This is a genomic window from Mycolicibacter terrae (assembly GCF_010727125.1).
Taxonomy (GTDB): Bacteria; Actinomycetota; Actinomycetes; order Mycobacteriales; family Mycobacteriaceae; genus Mycobacterium; species Mycobacterium terrae.
Genome location: NZ_AP022564.1, coordinates 4,269,950 through 4,291,718 on the forward strand (window position 1 = coordinate 4,269,950; position 21,769 = coordinate 4,291,718).

The following is a 21,769-nucleotide window of genomic DNA, read 5'->3' on the forward strand; positions in this document are numbered from 1 at the left end:
AGGACATCAGAGCCTTTCCGCTCGGATCGGTAACAGCGCTATCAACGTCAGCGTAGGCGGCGATTGTTCCGGGGAACCGCTACGGACGGCGAACGGTCGTGTCGGCCAGCAGCCCGGTGTCGGCGGAATTGCAGGTGGGGGCCACCGCCAGCGCGACGATCGTGCCGGTCGAGTCGCCGGGCAGCAGCAGCACGACCCCGGGATGACCGTTGACGGTGATCTCGCGGGCACCCAGGACGCGGGTGGAGGCGGGATAGCCCAGGCCGGCCAGGCAGCCGATCCGGCGGCCGGGGTCGGTCAGCGCCCCGTATTCGGGGGTGCGGTCCAGCAACTCGAGCACCTCGGGTTCGGTCAGCGGCAGCACCGGCGTCGGTTCGGACTCCACCGTGATGGCGTCGAAGGACCGCGGGCCGCTGGGGGTGTCGCCGGGGAAGCGGATCAAGGCCGCCGTGCCCAACCCGACCGCGAGCAGTGCGGCCGCACTCCCGGCCACAGCGGCGATCCGGTTGAGCCGGGGCAGGGGACGGCTCGAATGGGCGGGGCGTCCAGCGCCGTCCCGGTCTTCTTCCCGATCACCCGCATCCATGGCCGTGCCGCTGCTTCCGCTCACATCCTGGCTATGCGCAGTCGTCGACCCGACTTCGCATGGCACCGTTCGATGCCAAGGTTATCCGTCGCCCACCCGGCGCGACGCTGCCGGCGGCACCGGGGTGATCTCGGCCCAGCAGTACCGCGAGCCGGGCCCGGCCGCGGGCGCAGCGGCTTTTGACCGTGCCCTGCGGCACCCCGAGAGCGCCGGCGGCATCGGCGACCGAGTAGCCGTGCATGTCGACGGCCACCACTGCGGCACGTTGTTCTACCGGCAACCGGCGCAGCGCGGCATGCACTTCCAGCGCGGTCTCCACCTCGGCGGTGCGATCGCCGACGGCGGGATCCTCGCCGAGCGGCTCAGTGGGCTGAATCCTGCTGTGGCGCAGCCGATCCAGGCAGGCATTGACCACGATACGGTGCAGCCAGCTGCCGACGGCGGCGTTGTGGCGAAACGACCCGGCGCCCCGATGTGCCGAGAGCATCGCCTCCTGCAGGGCGTCTTCGGCGTCTTCCGGGCAACCGGTGGTGAGCCGGGCCAGCCGGCGCAGCCGGCGCTGATGGCGGTCGTAGAGCTCGCCGAAGGCGAAGCGGTCACCGGCGACGTGCGCGGCCAGGAGTTCGGCGTCGCTGCGGTCAGGGTGCCCCATGGGCGGACACTAACCAGCCGGCGGCGCGGCGGCACTTCAGCTGTGCACAGGTCTCGCCAGGGTGCTCACGACGCCGCCTGCACGGTGATCTCGGAGATCTGGGTGCGGCTCTCCCCGCCGGTGCTGCCCATCGTGGTGATCCACACCAGCAGGTTGGATGTCGGCGACGACGAGTCGGCCGAGATCGTGTTGGCACCGGGCTGCAGCGCCTTGGCGGGCGCCAGCAGTGTGGTGTCCTCCAACCGGGTCGGCTTCGGGGTCGCGGAGGAGCGCAGTTCCACCCGGGTCCCGGTGCTGGAGACGTTGATCCCGACGCTGCCGATCACCGTCGGCTTGGACAGCTGTAGCACCAACCCGACACCGCTCTTGAAGTTGGGGAACGGCACCGAGTCCGAATAGGTGTCCGTCGACCAGAAGGTGGCCGGGTTGCCGTCGATGGCAAGCCCGGCGTCCTGGGGCCGGTCGGCCTCGCCGCCGGGCGAGAAGACCGTCGCCTGTACCGGTTTCACAGTGCTGCCGGGCGTGGCGGAGCCCGACTGGGAGGACGACGCCGACGGGCTGCTCAAGCCCAGCTCCGTCTTGTCCAGCCCGTTGACATCGCCGAAGATCCGGTTGAGCACCGAGGCCAACACCAGCAGCGCGACCAGGATGACGGCACCGCCGATCCCGGCACCGATCATCACCCGGCGGCGCCGCTCCGCGCGCATCTCGGCATCCAGCGGGCGCGGTTCTCGGCGCGGCGCGGGCGGCTCGTCGTCGACGGGGCCCAGCAGCTCGGTCTGTTCGTGCAGCGCGGTGGCCTGCTGCAGCAGGTTCGACAATGTGGAGGCGCCGCGGATGCCCCCGTCCGACTGGATTGCGTGACTGGCGGCCGCGGAGATCTGGAAGGGGATGTCGGGGTTGACCGCGTCGGGTTTGACCGGACTGCCGGCGGCGTCGCGGTCGGCCGGGGCGAGCCCGCTGTCGGCGCCGGCATCCAGGGGCCACCGGTTGACCAGCAGCGCATACAAGGTGGCGCCGATACCCCGGATGTCGTCCTCGGGCTGGGCGTCGGGCAGGGTCGCCGGGAAGGCCAGGGTGACGTCGCCTTCGATGCTGACCCGGACCCGGGTGGGGTGGTCGATGGACAGGGCGACGCCGGTGTGGTGGGCGGCCTCGGCGGCGCCGGCCAGGGCCCGCATCGCGCGGGCCGCGCCGATCGGCGACGGCGCGGTTCCGGCCACCTCCGGCAGGGAGGCACCGCGGACCCATTCGGACACGACGAGTCCGCCGGCGCCGATCCGCACCACGTCGAGCACCCGGGCGATCCCGGGCAGGTCGATCTGGCTGAGCCGCTGGGTGCGCGACAAGATGCCGGTGAGCTGCTCTTCGGGCATGGTCTGGTCCGGGTCGACGAATGTCAGCGCCACCTGCCGGTCCAGCGCGGTGTCCAGGGCCTGCCAGAACTGCAATACGCCGGTGCCGCCGTGACGCACCAGCAGCCGGTAGCGGCCGCCGGCGATACTCAGGCCCGGTGTCAGCTGATCCCCGGCCCGAGCATCAGCGGCCGGTTCGGTGGTGGCCGGGCCGCCGGCGGGCCGCTGGGATTGCGGCGGAGCAACCGATTGCGACGCCGCGCGCGCCGCGGGACCCTCCGAAGGTTTGTCGGCCACCTCCGTACCTTTCGGTGTCCAGCCACCGGCGATGTGCGCCGGGGGTTTCTGCCGGGCGGAAGCGTTCGTCACGTCCCCGCCCGATGTGGGCAAACGGTTGTGATCAGAGTACGGGACGAGGGGATCGGGGGACGGCGGGTTTGCGGCGCCGATCTGGCGGCGGTGCGCCCCGAGCCTGCGGCGCACCGCGGCCGCCGCCGCCGCCGCTTCGGGCACCTGGGCGCGCACCATCACCGCCCCGATGATCGGCAACATCACCACCGCCAGCACCAACAGGCGCAGCATCGACCCGGCCGCACCGTGATAGGTCAGACCGCGCAGGCCCAGCACCCGGTCGAGCACCTCGGCGATCAGGCCGGCCAGCAGCGACGCCGTCACCGTGACCAGGATGGTGCGGACCACATCGGACCCCAGCAGGTGCCCGCCGACCGGGCGCAGCGCGCGGCGCAACAGCACATGGCCGACGGCTGCGCCGGCGAGGAAACCCAGGCCGTTGGCCAGGCCGAGGTAGGCGGCCACCAGTTCGGGGTTGTCAGTCAGGTGCGGGGCGAGCACCGACGCGGCGATCTTCACCGCGGTGATCACCACGATCATCCCGATCGGTATCCACGGCTGTTCGCGGGCGTAGAAGACCCGCAGCTGCAGCAGCACCATGGCGTAGGGCAGCAGGGTGAACGCCGACATGGCGACCGCGACGCCGAGATATCCGGCGTCGACGTCGCCGAAGTTGCCGTAGGCGAACAGTGCGCTGCCGATCGCCGGGCCGCCGAGGGTCATCACCGCCACGATCGGGATCAGGGTGATCATCATCAGCCGGGTGGCCAGCGACAGATCGGCGAGCACCGCGGGGTCGTCGCCGGCGGCCGCGTTACGGCTCAGTCGCGGCATCACCACCGTCAGCACCGTCACCCCGATCATTCCGAACGGCAACTGCAACAGCAGCCAGGCGTAGTAGTAGATCGCCGGGCCGGACGCGGCCGAGGTGGCGGCGATCTGGTTGGTCACCACCAGGCCGACCTGGCTGATCAGTACGTAGAGCACCATCGCGGCGGCCATCATGCCGAACCGCTTGAGCCGGTTGTCAATACCCCACAGCGGGCGCAGGCTGATCCGCTCCCGCCGGATCGCCACCAAAAGGACCGCGGTCTGGGCGACGACGCCTGCCGTGGTGCCCAGGCCCAGCACCAGCAGCTTGGCGTTGCCCATCCGTACCGGGTCGACCGACAGTTCACCGGGCACCAGCAGATAGACCACCAGCGTGGCGATCGCGACGACGTTGTTGACCACCGGCGCCCACGCCGGCGCCCCGAAGATGTTGCGGGTGTTCAGGATTGCCATGAACACCGAGGACAGCCCGTAGCAGATCACCTGCGGCAGAAGCAGATACGCGAATGCTGTGGTCAGCGGTTCGTTGACCTGCGGATCGCCGCCCAACATCAACTTGACCAGCAGCGGCGCCGCCGCCACCGAGACCACGGTGGTAGCCAGCAGCAGCGCCGTCGCCAGCGTGACCAGGCGACGCACGAACGCCGTGCCGCCATCGGGGTCGTCGCGTTCGGCGCGGGCCAGCACCGGCACGAAGATCGCGGTGAACGTGGCCTCCAGCACCAGCGCGGCGATCTGGTTCGGCAGCTGGTTGGCCACCGAGAAGGCGCTCGACAACGCCGCACCCAGAATCGCGGCCAGCAGCACGATGCGGATGAACCCGGTGACGCGGCTGACCAGGGTGGCCAGCGCCATGCCCCACGACCGCGACACCACCGCGGCGTCGGTCAGCTCCGGACGCGCGGGCTGCGGCGCCGGTGCGTTCACCGGCCCGCGCCCCGGTCGGGCCGGCCCGCGGCAGCCGCCGGCGGGCGGGGGCGGTCCGGGCCGGGTGGGGGCGGGCGGTCCAAGTCGGCGCGGTCGGGCTGGCCGCGGAAGCGGTGCCACAGCCGACGCCCGGTCAGCAACGTCAGCGCCGCAGCCGCCGCCATGGTGATCAGGAACAGCACCATGCCGTAGGCGTTCGAATGCACCGACAACCGCGCAGACTCGCCCAGCGGCAGCCCGTCGGGGGTCTGCAGGGCCACGTCGACGACGAAGTGCTGGTTGACCCGCACCTCCACCGGAACCCGCAGCGGCAGGTAACCCGGCGGCAGCTCCAGATCCCCCATATCGGCCACCGTCATGCCGGGCGGGGCGTCGACGTGCAGGCGGACCCGGATGGGCACCGCCAAGTCGTTGCGCAGGGCCAGCGGCAGCGGGCTGTGTTCGGTGGCCAGAGTGTAGGAGCCGGCCGGGTTGACGATGGTGACCGCGCCGATCAGATCCGCGATGGTGCCGCCGACGACCGCCAGCCGCCGGCCCGCCACGCCGCCGCGCACGTCGAGCGGCTCCGACTGACTCAGTGCGCGCAGCATGTCCTCGGCCAGCGGAGCGGTGTACTGGTCGCCGGTCAGGCCGGTGCGGGCGTCGGCGGTCAGCGCGGACGTCAACCCCCACAGCCGGCCGATGTCGCCTGCGACGGCGGCGATGATCTCGGGGCCGAATCCGCCCGCCTGCTCGGCCGGCAGCGGATGCGCCGGGGCGGCGGTGACACCTTGGGCCTCGGTGATCACCGCGCCGAGCGGGCGGGCTACCGCCAGCCCGGACCGCAGTGCGGTGGCCACCGCGGTCAGCACGGCCTGGGCGTCGTCGGCCCGAGGCTTCCAGTAGGCCGGCGGCATCAGAATCTCGTTACGCGGTGCGTCGGGACTCTCCGGGGGCTCCAGCCCCCGCCACAGCATCGACCCGAGGGCGTCTTGGCGACGGGCCAGGGCGGAGTCGTGGTGCAACCGGACCGCCAGGGAGCCGTCCAGGTAGGTCGGTGCCACCGGATCGGTGCCCATCGCCGCCAGTGCCGCGCCCACGGCGGGGTCATACGGTGCAGCCACCAATCGCTGGGACAGCCGCCGCGGGGTCACGTCGGCGGTGGCCGACGCGCCGGTGACGGAGTTCTGGGCCGAACAGTCGCCGGCGGTGATCACCACCGTTACGCCCTCTGAGCCCTGTGCGCTGATCAGGTTCGCCGCGCCGGCCGTGAGTTTCCCGTCGCCGAGCACCACGGCGCCGCGGACCGAGGACACCCGCAGGATCCGGTCGACGATGTCGGCGGGCCGGCTCACCGCGATCGCCTCGAGTTTCGGGTCACCCACGCGGGACAGCGCGTCGAGATCGACCTGCGCGTAGGGGATCGCGGTGACACAGGTGTGGCGCGCCAGCCGGCGCAGCCGCTCCAACCAGGTCGCGGCGGCCTCCCGGCCGGTGCCCGGGTGGGAGGCGGCGCCGTCGGGGGAGTCGGCGACGACGTAGCCCCCGGTCATCGCGTTGACCGTGACCAACAGGTCGGGGTCGACCGCCAGGCACAGCGCCCGGTTGACGACCCCGCCACCGTCGACGGTCGGGCTGGTGGCGAACTCGGCGGCGGACAGCAGGGCATCCAGTCGGCCCCCCGGGGCTAGCGAACTCGCCAGGTCATCGTCGCTGAGCCGAACCGGCAGCGTGCCGCCGGGCGCCCCGGGAGTCAGCCGGGGCCGGTCGGCCAGCGGCCACAGCATGGTGAGCTGCACCGGCTGGGAGGTGTCCGGCGCGACGGCGCCGGCCAGCGGATCGGAGTCAGTCTCGGTTCTCGGCAGGCCGGTCACCGGCAGCAGGAAACGGGCGTCGTCGAGGCGGGCCGGCTCGCCGTAGTCCGGTGTGCCGTTGACGTTGACCAGCAGGGGATAGATGCCGGGCCGTTCGATGTTCAGCGCCGGTTGGCTCGACGAGCGCAACGCGGCCGACACGGTGAAGCGGGCTTCCTGCCCGCGTTGCAGTTCGGTCGCGACCGTGCTGAACGTGCCCACCGGCCGGTACTGGTCGTTGGCGCCGCTGAGATTGGTGCGCAGGCCGGCCGACGATGCTACGGCGCCGGCCTGTTCAAGGCGCACCATCACATCGCGCACCGGCCGGTCGCCGACATTGCTGACGGTGCCGGCGATGGTGACGACCGGGACGCTGGAGGTGGTGACGACCTCCGGGGTGACCTGGTCGATACGGATCTGGACGAACGGTGCCGCGCCGGGCTCGCCGGCGGTGGCGGGCGGGGCGGCGGCGGAGCCGAGCACCACGCCGAGGGCCATCAGGAAGGCGGCCACCACCGCCAGAGGGGCCGTTCGGGGCGCTGACAAGGGCGGCAAGCTACCCCGACCGCTGCGTCGGGTGCGGATCACGGGTCCAGCCCGCGACCGTTCTCCCGGTCCGGTGCCGGCTCGCCGGGTCGAGAGTGGCGGGTGCGGGAATGGGTCTGGGGCCGTCGCCAGGGCGCGGTCACCGGCAGCGGCGGCAATGCGGCCGGGCCGTCGGTCTGCAGCCGGTCGATCAGTTCGTCGGCGACCACGGCCAGTCGGCGTTCGTCGGCGTAGGCCAACCGGGACGGCAGCTCCCGGATCGGCACCCAAGCCACCTCGGCGACCTCCACGTCGTCGTCGCACAGTTCTCCGCTGGAGAACCGCAGCAGGTAGTGGTGCACGGTCTTGTGGACCCGGCGGCCGTCGGTGACGAACCAGTAGTCGATGCTGCCCAGCGCGGCCAGCACGTCGCCCTGGACGCCGGTTTCCTCGGCGACCTCGCGGATCGCGGTCTGCTCGGCGGTCTCACCGACCTCGATATGGCCCTTGGGCAGCGACCACAACAGCCTGCCCCGGCGGTCGATGCGCCCGATCAGCGCGGCGACCTGATCCTCCCGCGGCCCGTCGATGCCGTCGACGACCAGGCCTCCGGCGGACGTCTCGTGCACGGTGCGCAGCCGCTCCGGTCCATGCCGTGCGCTGCGGGGCCGGCTCTGTGCCGAGCGGCCGGGTGCCGCCGCACCGCCGCCGCCGTCGGTTGCGGCGGCTTCCGTGTGGCTGGTTTTCGGACCTGACGTGCGTCGACCGCGGCGCCGCCTGCGGCGCCGTCCCGAATTGGCTTCTCCGCCGTCGGCCGACACCCATGCGATAGTAGCTGGCACGAACGGGCCAACCAGCCTCCCTCGCCGGGTCGGGCGCGGCCGTCGCGCCCGGCTTCGCCGCGCTTGCGACCACCGCGGGGTTGATGGCGGTGGCCCGCCGCGCCCGGCTTCGCCGCGCTTGCGACCACCGCTAGGCTCATCGAACGTGCCCGAAGCCCATCAGGACGTCGACCTGCTGACAGCGGCGGCCGTCGTGCTGAACCGGCACGCCGAGCTGCTGCGTGATCTCGGCGCCATGTTCGATGCGGCCGGCCACCAGCTGTACCTGGTCGGCGGATCGGTTCGCGACGCCCTGCTGGGTCGGCCGGCGCCGGACCTGGATTTCACCACCGACGCCCGACCCGAGCAGGTGCAGCACATTCTGCGGGGCCGGGCCGAGGCGATGTGGGACACCGGGATCGAATACGGCACCGTCGGCGCCACCCTGGCTGGGCAACGGCTGGAGATCACCACCTTCCGGGCCGACCAGTACGACCGGGTTTCGCGCAATCCCGAAGTGCGCTTTGGTGATTCGCTCGACGCGGATCTGATGCGCCGCGATTTCACGGCCAACGCGATGGCGGTCCGCGTCACCGCAGCCGGCCCGGGGGAGTTCCTCGACCCGCTGGGCGGCCTGGCGGCGTTGCGAGCCGGGGTGCTGGACACCCCGACGGCGCCGCAGGACTCCTTCGGCGACGATCCGTTGCGGATGCTGCGCGCCGCCCGGTTCGTTTCCCAACTCGGTTTCACCGTGGCGCCACGGGTACGCGCCGCGATCGAGGAGATGGCCGCGGAGCTGTCCCGCATCACCCCCGAGCGGGTGGCCGCCGAACTGGACAAGCTGCTGCTGGGAGCCGACCCGGCCGCCGGTATCGACCTGGTGGTGGACAGCGGGATGGGTGATGTGGTGCTGCCCGAGGTCGGCGCGATGCGGATGGCGATCGACGAGCATCACCAGCACAAGGACGTCTACCAGCATTCCCTGACCGTGCTGCGGCAGGCGATCGACCTCGAGGATCCCCCTCCCGAGGGTGGCCCCGATCTGGTGTTGCGCTGGGCGGCGCTGTTGCACGACATCGGCAAGCCGGACACCCGGCGCCACGAGGCCGACGGCAGGGTGAGTTTTCACCACCACGAGGTGGTGGGCGCGAAGATGGTCCGCAAGCGGATGCGCGCGCTGCGCTACTCCAAGCAGATGGTCGACGACGTCTCACAGCTGGTCTATCTGCACCTGCGGTTCCACGGCTACGGCGACGGCAAATGGACCGACTCGGCGGTGCGCCGCTATGTCACCGATGCCGGACCGCTGCTGGGCCGGCTGCACAAACTGGTACGCGCCGACTGCACGACCCGCAACAAGCGGCGGGCCGCGCGCCTGCAGGCCAGCTACGACCAGCTCGAAGCACGCATCGCGGTGTTGGCCGAGCAGGAGGACCTGCAGCGGGTGCGGCCGGACCTGGACGGCAACGAGATCATGACGCTGCTTGATATCCCGGCCGGCCCGCAGGTGGGTCGCGCCTGGAGCTATCTCAAGGAGCTGCGCTTGGAGCGGGGGCCGTTGTCGCGCGAGGAGGCGACGGCCGAGCTGCTGGCGTGGTGGCAGGCACAGCGGAACCAATAGCGACGCCGTCGCGTCTGATCCGGGTATGGACTACTGCCTGGGCGATGGTGACGGCGCTGCGACGATGTGGACCGGCCCACCCGACCTCGATCTCGACGGCGACGGGCTCGCAGATGCGATCAGCCTCGATTTCGACGGGGATGGGCTGCGCGACGACGCGCTGGTAGACCTCGACGGCGACGGGGTGGCCGACCACTTGGCGCTCGACCTCGACGACGACGGCACCCCGGAGGCCTACTTCGCCGACGACGGTTCCGGTACCTGGGGGCACGGCGTTGCGGCGGGCTCAGCGGACCGATCCGGCGGGCTGCGCTGGCAGGGGCTCGACGATGTCGAGCACACCGGCGGGCCGCTGGTCGACTTCGACGGAGATGGACGTGTCGACGACAGGCTGCTCGACTCCGAGGGTGACGGGCGTGCAGACCGGGTACTGATAGGCAATGACACGGGTGGTTACGGCGCGGCCTACGTCGACACCGACGGTGACGGGCGCTGGGACGTCAAGCTCACCGACTCCGACGGCGACGGCTCCGCGGACGGGGCCGCCACCTTGTGAGGCCGGAAACGCAGCCCGTCTGCGGCGCACGCCGTTGAAAGCAGCAGCCCGGGCGCGGATACTCGGTCACACGGTCGGCTGTGATGGCCGGCGTGCGACAACTCCACAACGCCGATCCGGCCGGTGGGGAGCTCCCGCCCGGCGCCCCGAAACGGCTACGGGCGAACGGATATGTGAGACGACCCCCCATTTTTGTGGGAATTCGACCGGATTTTGCTGCTCGGGGACGCTTGAGTGGACATTGTCCTTGGTCCGAGCTAAGTTAATGACTGTGCCGGTACATACTGCTGGCTCTTAGAAACAGGTGTGAATCAGCATCACAATGTCGGGGAAGTGCCTGTGAAGACGAGAACGGTGGGGGCGCTGCTGGCGGCGCCGATAGTCGTGGCACCGATGGCGCTGGCAGAGGCGAACTGTTCGGCTCTGACCCCTGGCGCCGACCGCCACATCCTCGACTACGCGCTGGCCGCCGAAGCCTTGGTGATGATCCCGGCGATGAACCAGGACTGGCTCGACCTGAGCAAGAGTTTGTATCTGGAGCCGAACGGATTCCCCAGCGACGGCACCGCGACCTTCCTGCAGGTGCCCGAGACCTCCGACCTGAACGCGAGCATCAGCGGCGCCACCGACATCCTGGTCAAAGCGATCCTGGAGAGGTGGGACGGCGGAGACGGCAGCTTCGACTCCGACGACCCGCTCTACATCTTTGGCTACTCGCAGGCCAACGTGGCGGCGGGGCTGGCTGAGCAGCAACTCGCCGAGCAGGGAATCCCCTTGGATGCACTGCATTTCGTCATGGTGGGGGACAGTGCGGCCGAGGGTGGATTCCTGAGCGGGTTCCTGCCCACGTTGCTCAGCTACTTCCCGGAGTCATGGCATGACGACGTGATCAAAATGGTCTATCAGTTCGCCGAGATGATGCACATCGACTCGGTCATCGGCCTGGTGACCCCGAGTGACCTCTACACGACCGATGTTTACTCCCTCTCAAGCGACGGATTCGCGAACTGGGATAACGGCGCCCAAATGGGCGGTATGTTCAGCGACCACCTGGCGTACCTGGGCTTGTCGCCGGAGGAGATCAGCTCCGCGACCGACGAGGTGATCGGAAACACGACGTACCACATGATCGACACTGCCGACGTGAACATGTTCCAGGCGTTGATGAACTCGCTCGACATGATCGTGGGCGGAGTCATCGCCTGGTTCTGAGCCCGCTGCCCCGGGTCTCTCTTCGCGCTGGCGCGCTCATCGCCCCCGGTGGTGTCGGTTTGGCCGGGTCTCTCTTCGCGCTGGCGCGCTCATCGCCCCCGGCCGGGAGGCCCCGCGAAGGCTTGAGCGATCTCCAGCCAGCGCTGCGCATCGTCACCGTGTGCCGCGACGTCCAGATCCGCCAGCGCACGACGCTGGGTGACCAGGAAGCAGAAATGCTCGGCAGACCCGGTCACCCGCTGCTCGGCGTTGACCGGGCCCCACGCCCAGATCCCGCCGCCGGGGGCGTGTAGCTCCACGTGAAACGGCTCGGCCGGCGGCGTCAGGTTGTGCACCGCAAAGGCATAGTCGCGGGTCCGCACCCCCAGGTGGGCGATCGACCGCAGCCGCGCGGTGGCGGTCCGTCGGATCCCGAGCGCGTCGGCGACGTCCAGGCCGTGTGCCCAGGTCTCCATCAGCCGGGCGGTAGCCATCGACGCCGCGCTCATCGGCGGACCGAACCACGGCAGTTTGCGGCCGTCGGGCACGCCCAGCAGGGCCTCATGCAGCCGTGCCCGGGTCGAGCGCCAATCGGCCAGCAGCTCGGCCGGCGCCAATTTCGCCAGTTCGGCGGCGCCGGCGTCGACGAACCCGGTCGGGTCGCCCATCGCCGCCGCGAGCTCGTCGGCGAAGCCGGCCTCGTCGGTGATGGCGGTCAGCGAGAGCCGGTCGGTCCACAGCAGGTGAGCGATCTGATGGGCGATGGTCCAGCCTGCCGCCGGCGTGGGCGCACCCCACTGACCGTCGGTGAGCGGCGCCACCAGGGTGTCCAGGTCGTCGCTTTCGGCACTCAGATCCGCGACGATCGGTTCAGTTTCTGCCATGCCCGTACTGTATGCCGCCCACCGGATCCCGCTGCCGCCCGATCAGGCTGTGCCCGGCCAGGCCGGCCAGATACAGCAGTGTCCCGGCCACGATCAGCGACGGCGCCTGCCCGTCGGGGGGTACCACCGCCGCGGTGCCGGCCACCGCAAGGATGAACGCCGCCCAGAACAGCGAATCCTGCACCGCGAAGACATGCCCGCGCAGGGCGTCGTCGACGTCGATCTGCATGGCGGTGTCGGCGCACAGTTTGACGACCTGCCCGGCCACCCCGAGCAGGAATCCGCACAACACGAGCACCGGCAGGTACAGGCCGATCGCGGCGAGCTGTATTACCGCCGCCGCCGCCAACGCCCCGTTCGCGGTGGCGTAGCGGCCCCAGCGGCGCACCGCCGGCGGGGTGAGCACCGTGGCCAGAAAGGAACCGGCGCCGGCCGACGCGACGAACAACGCCGTGGTGCCCAGGCCGGCCACCGAATGCTCGCCGACATGGCGCACCATCACCAGCACCAGCAGGGTGTTGATGCCGAACGCCATGCGGTGCGCGGCCAGCCCGGACAGGGTTGCCGCGACGGTGGGCCGGGCCCGCACCGTCCGGATACCGTGCAGCCAGCCCGTCGTCACCGCATAAAGCACCGATCCGTGGATGGCGCGTTTGGTGTCGTCGGGGCCGAGCACCCGGGCGGGGAAGCGCAGCGAGAGCACCAGCGCGATCGTGACCGGGACCGCGACCGCGGCGATGATCGATGCCGCGCCCCGATCGTCGGCGCCGACCAGCCAGCGCGGCACCAGCATGAAATTGGCACCCAGGAAGGCGGCCACCGCGCCGGTCGCGATCGCGAGCGCGTTCATCGTGACCACCTGGTCGCGCGGCACCACATGCGGCAGTGCCGCCGACAGCCCGGAGGCGATGAACCGGGTGAACCCGTTGGCGACCAGGGCCGCGCACAGCACCGGCAGGTCACCGGTCCCGGTCGCCAACAGCGCGGCGATCCCGAGCACCAGCAGCAGCCGGGCGACATTGGCCACCACCAGCACCAGCCGCCGGTCCCAACGGTCCAGCAGCGCGCCGGCGAACGGGCCCAACACCGAATACGGCAGGAACAGCACCGCGAACGCCCCGGCGATCGCCCACGGCGCGGCGGCCCGATCCGGGTTGAACAGCAGTGCGCCGGCCAAGCCGGCCTGAAACAGGCCGTCGCCGAATTGGCTTGCGGCCCGCAGTTCCAGCAGCCGCCAGAATTCCGGCAGGCCACGCGCCGACCGCCACAGTGACGCGGGTGCGCGGGTGTCCACCAAAAGACCTACTTCCGGACTCGGGCGGCGATACGGCACCGGCCCCAACCCAGAGTACAAATCTTCGAGTCGGCTTGGCGTTCGGCGCAGCTGGCCACGATCACGGGACTCGGGTGACATTATGGGAGGGTGGCGCAACCCGAAGACCCCGAGGACTATGTCGCGCCCGCCGCGCATCGGGTCAGGGCCGGCACGCTGCTCCTGGCCAACACCGACCTGCTCGAACCCACCTTTCGCCGCACCGTGATCTACGTGGTCGAGCACAACGACGGTGGCACGCTGGGGGTGGTGCTCAACCGACCGAGCGAGACTGCGGTCTACAACGTGCTGCCGCAGTGGTCCGAGCTGGCCGCCAAGCCCAAGACGATGTTCATCGGCGGCCCGGTAAAACGCGACGCGGCCCTGTGCGTCGGCCTGCTGCGGGTCGGGGCGGACCCCAACAGCGTGCCCGGCTTGCGCCACATCGACGGTCGATTGGTGATGGTCGACCTCGACGCGGAGCCGGAGACGATCGCGCCCCACGTCGAGGGGGTGCGGATCTTCGCCGGCTACGCAGGCTGGACCATCGGCCAGCTCGAGGGCGAGATCGAGCGCGACGACTGGATCGTGCTGTCGGCGCTGCCGTCCGACGTGCTGGTGCCGCCGCGGGTGGATCTGTGGGGCAGGGCGCTGCGGCGCCAACCGTGGCCCACGGCTCTGCTGGCCACCCACCCGATCGATATCAGCCGCAACTAAGCGGCGATCCCCGCCCTGAGGGCGGTTACGCGCAACCGCAACCGCTACCGCAGCCCGATGCCGGCTCCGCCGGTGCGCTGTCCAGGCAACCGCAGCCCGGGCCGCAACCCGCGTCCTCGACCGGGGCGCCGTCGCCGCAGCCGCAGCCGGACCCGCAGCCGCCCGACTCGGCCGCCGCGGACTGCCGCGCCGCGTAGCGGGCCCCCTGCCAGGCGCCCGCGGCCAGAATGGCCAGCGCGCCGCTGATCGAGACGATCAGCGCCAGCAGCGCCACCGCGGGCGGACCGGCCAGCACCAGTGTGCCGCCGACCGCCAGGATCACCCCGACGGCGATCTGGGCGGGTGCCACCGCGCGCAGCACCAGTTGCTCAGGGTCGCCGGTCAGCGGGCGCGCCAGCGTCCGCACTCCGAACACCAGGGACACGACTGCGGCAATCAGGCACAACACACCCATGATCAGCATGGGCTCAAGGATACGAGGGGCCGGTCAGCCCGCGGTGCCCGCCCGGGGCTGGGCGGGGGCGGGCACCGCGGGACCGTGCGGTGCGTCGGGCAGAGGGGCGACGCCCGGGCGCACCACGCGGAATCCGTTCACGATCGCGTCGGTCGCCGGGGCATTGCCCACGGCGCGTCCGGCGCCGGTGGTGACGGTCAACGACACCAGGTAGGCGCCGTCATCCGCCGGCACGATCACGTGGCGCCGGGAGGTGTTCAGCGTCATGTCGGCGTCGCGGTAGGTGCCCTCGATCACCGAGGACGGGAAGCCGTTGAAATCGGCCAGCGAGGCATTGGTGGTCTGCCAGGCCATCAACTGCTGGCTGTCGACGAACCCGTGGGTGATGGCTTCTTTGGGATCGAACTGCCCGACCAGGCGGTAGACGACCACCTGCGCGTTGGGGGTGTAGAGCGACCCGCCCCGCCGGTCGGCGATGACAGCGAACGCATCGGGCACGTTGGGGTCGGGAACGTGGGTCCAGCCCACCGGCATCGGCAGGGTGATGTTGAGCGCGGTGAAGCCCGCGGCCTGTTGCGGCTCCAGCGCCACGTTCTTGGCGGCGAAGTAGTCCCGCAATGTTCCGGAGGTGGCCGGAACCAGGGCGCTCGGCGCCGCTGCAGGCACCGGAGAACCGGGCACCGCAGAACCCGGTACGACGGCCGGACCGGGCAGGGCAGGCACGGGTGCTGCCGCTCGCGGTATCGCCGCGAGCGGAGGCGCCACCGGCACTGAGGCAGGTTGGGCGGCCGGTTGAGCCGCCGGTTGGGCGGCCGGGCCGTAGGGGTTGGGGGGCGTCGGCATCAGCGGGTCGCCCAGGGCGGCCGGGATTCCCACCGGGCCACCGAAGCCCGCCGCCGTGACAGCCGCGAAGCCGACCAGGAGCCGCCAGCGGCGAACGGTGTTCGTCATCTCCTCAAGGTCCTTCCGGGACGGGCCGGGCACGGGCGCCCCGGCCGTGAATTGACGGTAACCAGCCCGAGTGCGTCCCGCCAGCGCCGCAACCGACCTGGAACGAAGCCCTCATCGGCCTGCAACGCAACCGATATCAAGCTGTGGCGAGCGGGCCGGCAAACCCCGCCCTTTACCCTGTTGAGGTGAACCAAGCCCCGACCACCCAGGGATCCAGCGAACCCGGCGACCAAGCGCCCCGCCACCGCTATACCGCGGCACTGGCCGGGCGTATCGAAGGCGCCTGGCAGCAGCACTGGGAGCAGGCGGGGACCTTCAACGTCGCCAACCCGGTCGGCTCGCTGGCACCGGCGGACGGCTCCGAGGTGCCGGCCGACAAGATGTTCGTCCAGGACATGTTCCCCTACCCGTCCGGTGACGGCCTGCATGTCGGGCACCCGCTCGGCTATATCGCCACCGATGTCTACGCCCGCTACTTCCGGATGACCGGCCACAACGTTCTGCACGCCCTGGGCTTCGACGCGTTCGGCCTGCCCGCCGAGCAGTACGCGGTGCAGACCGGCACCCATCCGCGTATCCGCACCGAGGCCAACATCGAGAACTTCCGGCGACAGCTGCGGCGCCTCGGGCTCGGCCACGACAACCGGCGCAGCTTCTCCACCACCGATGTCGACTTCTACAAGTGGACGCAGTGGATCTTCCTGCAGATCTACAACGCCTGGTTCGACGCGAGCGCGAGCAGGGCCCGCCCGATCGCGGAGCTGATCGCCGAATTCGACTCCGGCACGCGCACCCTCGACGACGGACGGGACTGGGCCCGGTTGTCCGCGGGGGAGAGAGCCGACGTCGTCGATGGCCATCGGCTGGTCTACCGCTCCGATTCGATGGTCAACTGGTGCCCGGGGCTGGGCACGGTACTGGCCAACGAAGAGGTCACCGCCGACGGGCGCAGTGACCGCGGGAATTTTCCGGTGTTCCGGAAGCGGTTGCGCCAGTGGATGATGCGGATCACCGCCTATTCCGACAGGCTGCTTGACGATCTCGACGTGCTGGACTGGCCGGAGAAGGTCAAAACCATGCAGCGCAACTGGATCGGCCGTTCCACGGGCGCGGCGGCGCTGTTCGGCGCCGACACCACCGACGGCGCCGCGGTGGACATCGAGGTGTTCACCACCCGCCCGGACACCCTGTTCGGCGCCAGTTACCTGGTGCTCGCACCCGAGCATGACCTGGTCGACCGGCTGACCGCGGCCGGCTGGCCCGATGAGGTGGATCAGCGCTGGACGTTCGGCGCCGCCACACCTGCGGCGGCCGTCGCTGACTACCGCAAGGCGATCGCGGCGAAATCCGATCTGGAACGCCAGGAGAACAAGACCAAAACCGGTGTGTTCCTGGGTAGCTACGCAACCAACCCGGCCAACGGCCAGCAGGTGCCGATCTTCATCGCCGACTATGTGCTGGCCGGCTACGGCACCGGAGCCATCATGGCCGTGCCGGGACACGATCAGCGGGACTGGGAGTTCGCCGCAGAATTCGGCCTCCCGGTATTGGAAGTCATTGCCGGCGGGGATATCTCGGAAGCCGCCTATGCCGGCGAGGGGACCCTGGTCAATTCCGGCCCCCTGGACGGCATGACCGTCGCCGATGCCAAGAAGGCGATGACCCAGCGATTGGAGGCCGACGGCCGCGGTTGGGCGCGCATCGAATACAAGCTGCGGGACTGGCTTTTCGCCCGGCAGCGGTACTGGGGAGAGCCGTTCCCGATCGTCTACGACAGTGACGGCCGTCCGCATCCGCTGGACTCGGCTGCGCTGCCGGTCGAACTGCCCGACGTCGGCGACTATTCGCCGGTGCTGTTCGACCCCGACGACGCATCCAGTGAGCCCTCACCGCCGCTGGCCAAGGCGACCGACTGGGTGCATGTCGAGCTGGATCTCGGCGACGGACTGCGGCCCTACACCCGTGACACCAACGTCATGCCGCAGTGGGCCGGCAGCTCGTGGTACGAACTTCGCTACGCGGACCCGCACAACACCGAGCGGTTCTGCGCTCCGGAGAACGAGGCCTATTGGATGGGGCCGCGGGCGGCCGAGCACGGGCCCGATGATCCGGGCGGGGTGGACGTCTACGTCGGCGGCGTCGAGCACGCGGTGCTGCACCTGCTGTATTGCCGGTTCTGGCACAAGGTGCTCTACGACCTCGGGCATGTCAGCTCGCGCGAGCCCTACCGGCGGCTGGTCAACCAGGGCTACATCCAGGCGGCCGCCTACACCGACGAACGCGGATCGTATGTGCCGGCCGCTGATGTCGTGGAGCGGGACGGCAAGTACTTCTATCCGGGAGCCGATGGTGAGATCGAGGTGTTCGCCGAATTCGGGAAGATGGGCAAGAGCCTGAAGAATTCGGTGTCGCCGGACGAGATCTGCGACAGCTACGGTGCAGACACCCTGCGGGTCTACGAGATGTCGATGGGCCCGCTGGAGATGTCGCGACCGTGGGCCACAAAGGATGTCGTGGGCGCGCACCGCTTTCTGCAGCGGGTTTGGCGACTGGTCGTCGACGAGGAGACCGGCGCGAGCCGGGTGCTCGACACCGAGCCGGACACCGAGACGCTGCGGCTGCTGCACCGCACCATCGTCGGGGTGTCGGAAGACTATGCGGCACTGCGCAACAACACCGCGGCGGCCAAACTGATCGAGTACACCAATCACCTGACCAAACAGCACCGGGACGGGGTTCCGCGCTCGGCCGCCGAGCCGCTGGCACTGATGCTTGCACCGCTGGCCCCGCACCTGGCCGAGGAGCTGTGGCAGCGGCTCGGCCACGATTCCTCGCTGGCGCACGGCCCCTTCCCGGTGGCCGACCCGGCCTATCTGGTCGCCGACACCGCCGACTACCCGGTGCAGGTCAACGGCAAGAAGCGGGGGCTGGTCACGGTGGCCGCCGACGCCGACACCGACGCGATCAAGGCCGCCGCCCTGGCCGACGAGAAGGTGCAAGCGTTCCTGGCCGGCGCTGCGCCGAAGAAGGTGATCGTGGTGCCCGGTCGGCTGGTGAACCTGGTGGTCTGAGACCGGTTCAGGGCGACATCATGTGGGCGGACGCCGACTCATTCCGAAAGGTATTGGCGGAGCTGGGCCTGCTCGACGGTCTCGATGAGAGCGCCAGCGAAGAGCGGGCCGAGCTGGTGACATGGCTGTTGGAGCAGGGCTTCGGTTTGGAACAGATCAGGGCCGAGGTCGCCCCGATGCTGATGCCCGCGCACCGTGAATTGGGTGACGACGCCAGGTATGTGTCAGAACGCGACGTGAGCGCCACCCACGGAATCGATTTGGCCCTTCTGCAGGGCATCGAGCGCGCGCTGGGGCTGCCCCGGCCGGACGATCCCGACGGCGCCCTGCTACTGCAGGCCGACGCCGACGCCGCTCTGCGCCTGCAGCAACTCATTGAGGTCGGACTTGACCCGGGTCAGGTGTTACTGATGATCCGCCGGCTCTCCGACGGTATTTCCCGCGCTGTTCCGGCATTCCGGTACAGCACGATATCGGCGATCATGCGGCCGGGTATGACTGAACTCGAGGTCGCGAAGGCCCACGAGGAGATGGTACGAGCTGTTATCCCGTTGCTGGGACCGATGATCCGGGACATCTTGTTTGTTCAGCTGCGGCGCGTGCTGGAGGGCGAGGAGGTCAACGCCAGAGAGCGGGCGGCCGGGGTGGCGCTTCCCGGGGCGCGGCAGCTCGCAGTGGCCTTCGCCGACATGGTCGAGTTCACCCAGTTGGGGGAGGCTATACCACCGGAGGAACTGGTGGGACTCGTTGAGCGCCTTGCCGAATTGGCTCGCGAAGTGGTCAATCCGCCGGTACGGCTGGTAAAGACGATCGGCGATGCCGTGATGTTGGTTTCGTCGGACGCGGTGAAGCTGCTCGATACGACGCTGACGCTGCTCGAGACGGCAGCGGCAGACGAAACTCTCCCGAAGCTGCGGATCGGCATCGCCTCGGGGTGGGCGGTGAGCAGAGCCCGAGATTGGTTCGGCAGTCCGGTCAACGTTGCGAGCCGGGTCACCAATGTCGCCGAGCCGGGAACGATCTTGCTGGAGGGCGAAGCCCGTGCGGCTATCGGCGATGCACCGGGATACGCCTGGTCCTTTGTCGGAGCTCGCGCACTCAAGGGTGTCGAGGGCGAGACCGAGCTGTTCCGGGTGCGCCGACCGGAGAGCCGTTAGATCAGCGCGGGCGGAGCACCACTTCCTGAAGCTGCGCCTCGGCCGGGGTGCGTACGGCGGCGGCCACCACCTCGGCGACGGTGTCGGGATGCAGGAAGCGGCCCGGGTCGTACTCACCGCCCTCGTAGGCGACCAGGTCCTGCTGCATGCCGGTGTCGACGCGGCCGGGGTAGACCGTGGTGACCCGCAGGGCGGGCTCGTCGTTGCGCAGTGAATCGGCGAACGCCCGAAGCGCGAATTTGCTCGCCGAATACGAGGCCATTCCCGCTGAGACCCGTTGCCCGGCACCGGAGTTGATGAACACCACGTGCCCGCGGGCCTGCCGCAGCGCGGGCAGCAGTGCCAGCGTCAGCGCTACCGCGCCGAACACGTTGACCTCGAAGGTTGCCCGCCACTCTTCGATATAGGACTCCCCGGCCGCCCCGGGCAGCATCACCCCGGCGTTGTGCACCAGCACATCGAGCTGGTCGACGACCTCGGTGGCCGACTCGATCGCCTCGGCGTCGGCGAGGTCCAGCGGCCAGGTGGTGGCGCCGAGCCGCTCGGCCACGGCGTCCAGGTGCGCCGAGGGCCGGCCGGCCAGCAGCAACGTGTGGGTGGGGGCCAGGGCCGCAGCTATCGCCGAACCGATCCCGCCGCCGGCGCCGGTGATCAGGGCGGTCGGCATCAACCGCAATCCAGCGGGCAGTCCGGCCCGTCGTCCGCGGACACACCGGCCGCACCCCAGTTGGCCAGTCGCTCCAGTGGTTCCAGCGCCCTGGTCAGGGTTTCCAAGTCCTCCTGGCTGAGCCTGCTCAGCATCGCCGCCAGCGCCGCGTGCCGGTTGGCCAGTGACTGGCGGTGACTGGCCAGGCCTTCTTCGGTGATGTCGACCAGCACCGCCCGCAGGTCCGACGGGTCCCGGCTGCGTTTGACCAGACCGATCTTCTCAAGACGGCGGATCGCCACCGTCGTGGTCGGTGTGCGCACCCGCTCATGGGCAGCCAGTTCAGTCATCCGGATCGGGCCGCGATCCAGCAGCGTGATCAGGATCGACAGCTGAGCCAAGGTCAACTCGCCGGTTTTCTCGCCGCCACTGATTTCACCGCGCCGGAGTATCGAGAACAGCTTGGACAGCGAACGATGCAAGCCCTCTGCGATCGCCGTCACCTGCGGCGTATCGGCTTTGCTCTCCGCCATAGTTCGCCAGTCTAACCTGTGCTTCTAGTAAGGGGGACAGGTCGCGCAGGTTGCTGTCACAACACCTGGGACAAGAACTTCTGCAGTCGCTCGGTCTCGGCGTCGTCGAAGATCTGCTCGGGCGGACCCGATTCCACCACCTTCCCGCGATCCATGAACACCACGGTGTCCGACGCCGACCGGGCAAAGGCCATCTCATGGGTGACCACCACCATCGTCATGCCGTCGGCGCCGAGTTCGGCGATCAGCGCCAGGATCCCCTTTACCAACTCCGGGTCCAGCGCCGAGGTCGCCTCGTCGAAGAGCATCACCTGCGGCTGCATCGCCAGTGCCCGAGCGATCGCCACCCGCTGCTGCTGCCCGCCGGAGAGCGCCGCGGGACGCGCCGCCGCCTTGTTCCGCAGCCCGACCCGGTCCAGCAGGCTCAGCGCGAGCTCGCGCGCGGCGTCGTGCGACATTCCGCGCAGCTTGCGCGGGGCCAGGGCGATGTTGTCCAGCACGCTGCGGTGCGGAAAGAGATTGAAATGCTGGAACACCATGCCGATCCGCTGGCGCAGCTCGTCGGGATCGTCGGCCAGCACCGACCGGCCGCCCAGCAGGATGTCGCCGCCGTCGGGCTCGTGCAGCCGGTTCAACGTGCGCAGCATCGTCGACTTCCCCGAGCCGGACGGCCCGATCACCGCCGCCGTGCTGCCTGCCGGCACGTCGAGGTCGACTCCCCGCAACACGGTCTGCTTGCCGAAGGACAAGTGAATCCCCTTGGCCTCCAATGACACCGGTTCACGCATTGAGGCTG

At 70.0% G+C, this 21,769-nt stretch carries 18 protein-coding genes; 6 read left to right on the forward strand and 12 right to left on the reverse strand.

What is annotated here, in order from left to right:
* Nucleotides 1–79 precede the first annotated feature (79 nt).
* The 5 genes from G6N23_RS20225 to G6N23_RS20245 all read right to left on the reverse strand — a co-directional run bounded on the left by G6N23_RS20225 (nt 80) and on the right by G6N23_RS20245 (nt 7,916).
* Entirely contained in the window at nt 80–610 is a 531-nt protein-coding gene (locus G6N23_RS20225; RefSeq protein WP_234808450.1) for an RsmA family anti-sigma factor, read from the reverse strand.
* Nucleotides 611–617: 7 nt separating this feature from the next.
* Nucleotides 618–1,238, reverse strand: coding sequence for an RNA polymerase sigma factor SigM (gene sigM / locus G6N23_RS20230; RefSeq protein WP_085258882.1), 621 nt, complete (start codon nt 1,236–1,238; stop codon nt 618–620).
* 65 nt (nt 1,239–1,303) lie between these two features.
* Entirely contained in the window at nt 1,304–4,702 is a 3,399-nt protein-coding gene (murJ, locus tag G6N23_RS20235; protein ID WP_085258883.1) for a murein biosynthesis integral membrane protein MurJ, read from the reverse strand.
* On the reverse strand, nt 4,699–7,032 hold the full coding sequence (locus G6N23_RS20240; protein ID WP_170310056.1) for a hypothetical protein: 2,334 nt from the start codon (nt 7,030–7,032) through the stop codon (nt 4,699–4,701). The genes murJ and G6N23_RS20240 overlap by 4 nt, the downstream gene beginning before the upstream one ends.
* A gap of 86 nt (nt 7,033–7,118) precedes the next feature.
* The gene (locus tag G6N23_RS20245) at nt 7,119–7,916 is read right to left on the reverse strand and encodes an NUDIX hydrolase (protein WP_275991140.1); all 798 of its coding nucleotides are present in this window, start codon (nt 7,914–7,916) and stop codon (nt 7,119–7,121) included.
* A gap of 130 nt (nt 7,917–8,046) precedes the next feature.
* On the opposite strand from G6N23_RS20245, the gene G6N23_RS20250 reads away from it, so the two are divergent.
* From G6N23_RS20250 to G6N23_RS20260, 3 genes are all read left to right on the forward strand, one after another.
* Nucleotides 8,047–9,501: a CCA tRNA nucleotidyltransferase gene (locus tag G6N23_RS20250; RefSeq protein WP_085261215.1), complete on the forward strand. Its 1,455-nt coding sequence runs from the start codon at nt 8,047–8,049 to the stop codon at nt 9,499–9,501.
* A 25-nt stretch (nt 9,502–9,526) separates the two neighbouring features.
* Nucleotides 9,527–10,057: a pullulanase gene (locus G6N23_RS20255; protein WP_085261216.1), complete on the forward strand. Its 531-nt coding sequence runs from the start codon at nt 9,527–9,529 to the stop codon at nt 10,055–10,057.
* A 339-nt stretch (nt 10,058–10,396) separates the two neighbouring features.
* On the forward strand, nt 10,397–11,269 hold the full coding sequence (locus G6N23_RS20260) for a PE-PPE domain-containing protein (protein WP_095174300.1): 873 nt from the start codon (nt 10,397–10,399) through the stop codon (nt 11,267–11,269).
* Between the two features lie 89 nt (nt 11,270–11,358).
* On the opposite strand, the gene G6N23_RS20265 is transcribed toward G6N23_RS20260, so the two are convergent.
* Both G6N23_RS20265 and G6N23_RS20270 read right to left on the reverse strand, forming a co-directional pair.
* The gene (locus G6N23_RS20265; RefSeq protein ID WP_085261217.1) at nt 11,359–12,132 is read right to left on the reverse strand and encodes a TIGR03084 family metal-binding protein; all 774 of its coding nucleotides are present in this window, start codon (nt 12,130–12,132) and stop codon (nt 11,359–11,361) included.
* Complete coding sequence (locus G6N23_RS20270; RefSeq protein ID WP_095174095.1) at nt 12,119–13,426, reverse strand: MFS transporter; 1,308 nt, start codon at nt 13,424–13,426, stop codon at nt 12,119–12,121. Before G6N23_RS20270 ends, G6N23_RS20265 begins: the two co-directional genes overlap by 14 nt.
* 129 nt (nt 13,427–13,555) lie before the next feature.
* On the opposite strand from G6N23_RS20270, the gene G6N23_RS20275 reads away from it, so the two are divergent.
* Nucleotides 13,556–14,161, forward strand: a complete 606-nt coding sequence (locus G6N23_RS20275; protein ID WP_085261219.1) for a YqgE/AlgH family protein — start codon at nt 13,556–13,558, stop codon at nt 14,159–14,161.
* Between the two features lie 25 nt (nt 14,162–14,186).
* Here G6N23_RS20275 and G6N23_RS20280 read toward each other — a convergent pair whose 3' ends face one another.
* Nucleotides 14,187–14,624, reverse strand: coding sequence for a hypothetical protein (locus tag G6N23_RS20280; protein WP_085261220.1), 438 nt, complete (start codon nt 14,622–14,624; stop codon nt 14,187–14,189).
* Between the two features lie 24 nt (nt 14,625–14,648).
* Nucleotides 14,649–15,566, reverse strand: a complete 918-nt coding sequence (locus G6N23_RS20285; protein WP_085261231.1) for an LpqN/LpqT family lipoprotein — start codon at nt 15,564–15,566, stop codon at nt 14,649–14,651.
* Between the two features lie 185 nt (nt 15,567–15,751).
* Here G6N23_RS20285 and leuS point away from each other — a divergent pair, with 185 nt between their 5' ends.
* Both leuS and G6N23_RS20295 read left to right on the forward strand, forming a co-directional pair.
* Complete coding sequence (gene leuS / locus G6N23_RS20290) at nt 15,752–18,637, forward strand: leucine--tRNA ligase (protein ID WP_085261221.1); 2,886 nt, start codon at nt 15,752–15,754, stop codon at nt 18,635–18,637.
* A gap of 20 nt (nt 18,638–18,657) precedes the next feature.
* Nucleotides 18,658–19,794 carry an adenylate/guanylate cyclase domain-containing protein gene (locus G6N23_RS20295; RefSeq protein ID WP_085261222.1) on the forward strand — a complete coding sequence of 379 codons (1,137 nt, stop codon included), beginning with the start codon at nt 18,658–18,660 and terminating at the stop codon, nt 19,792–19,794.
* A 1-nt stretch (nt 19,795) separates the two neighbouring features.
* On the opposite strand, the gene G6N23_RS20300 is transcribed toward G6N23_RS20295, so the two are convergent.
* From G6N23_RS20300 to G6N23_RS20310, 3 genes are read right to left on the reverse strand one after another with little or no spacing between them, the layout of a single operon-like run.
* Nucleotides 19,796–20,461, reverse strand: a complete 666-nt coding sequence (locus tag G6N23_RS20300; protein WP_085261223.1) for an SDR family oxidoreductase — start codon at nt 20,459–20,461, stop codon at nt 19,796–19,798.
* The gene (locus G6N23_RS20305; RefSeq protein WP_085261224.1) at nt 20,461–20,973 is read right to left on the reverse strand and encodes a MarR family winged helix-turn-helix transcriptional regulator; all 513 of its coding nucleotides are present in this window, start codon (nt 20,971–20,973) and stop codon (nt 20,461–20,463) included. The genes G6N23_RS20300 and G6N23_RS20305 overlap by 1 nt, the downstream gene beginning before the upstream one ends.
* Nucleotides 20,974–21,029: 56 nt before the next feature.
* Complete coding sequence (locus tag G6N23_RS20310; RefSeq protein WP_085261225.1) at nt 21,030–21,761, reverse strand: amino acid ABC transporter ATP-binding protein; 732 nt, start codon at nt 21,759–21,761, stop codon at nt 21,030–21,032.
* Nucleotides 21,762–21,769: the final 8 nt, after the last annotated feature.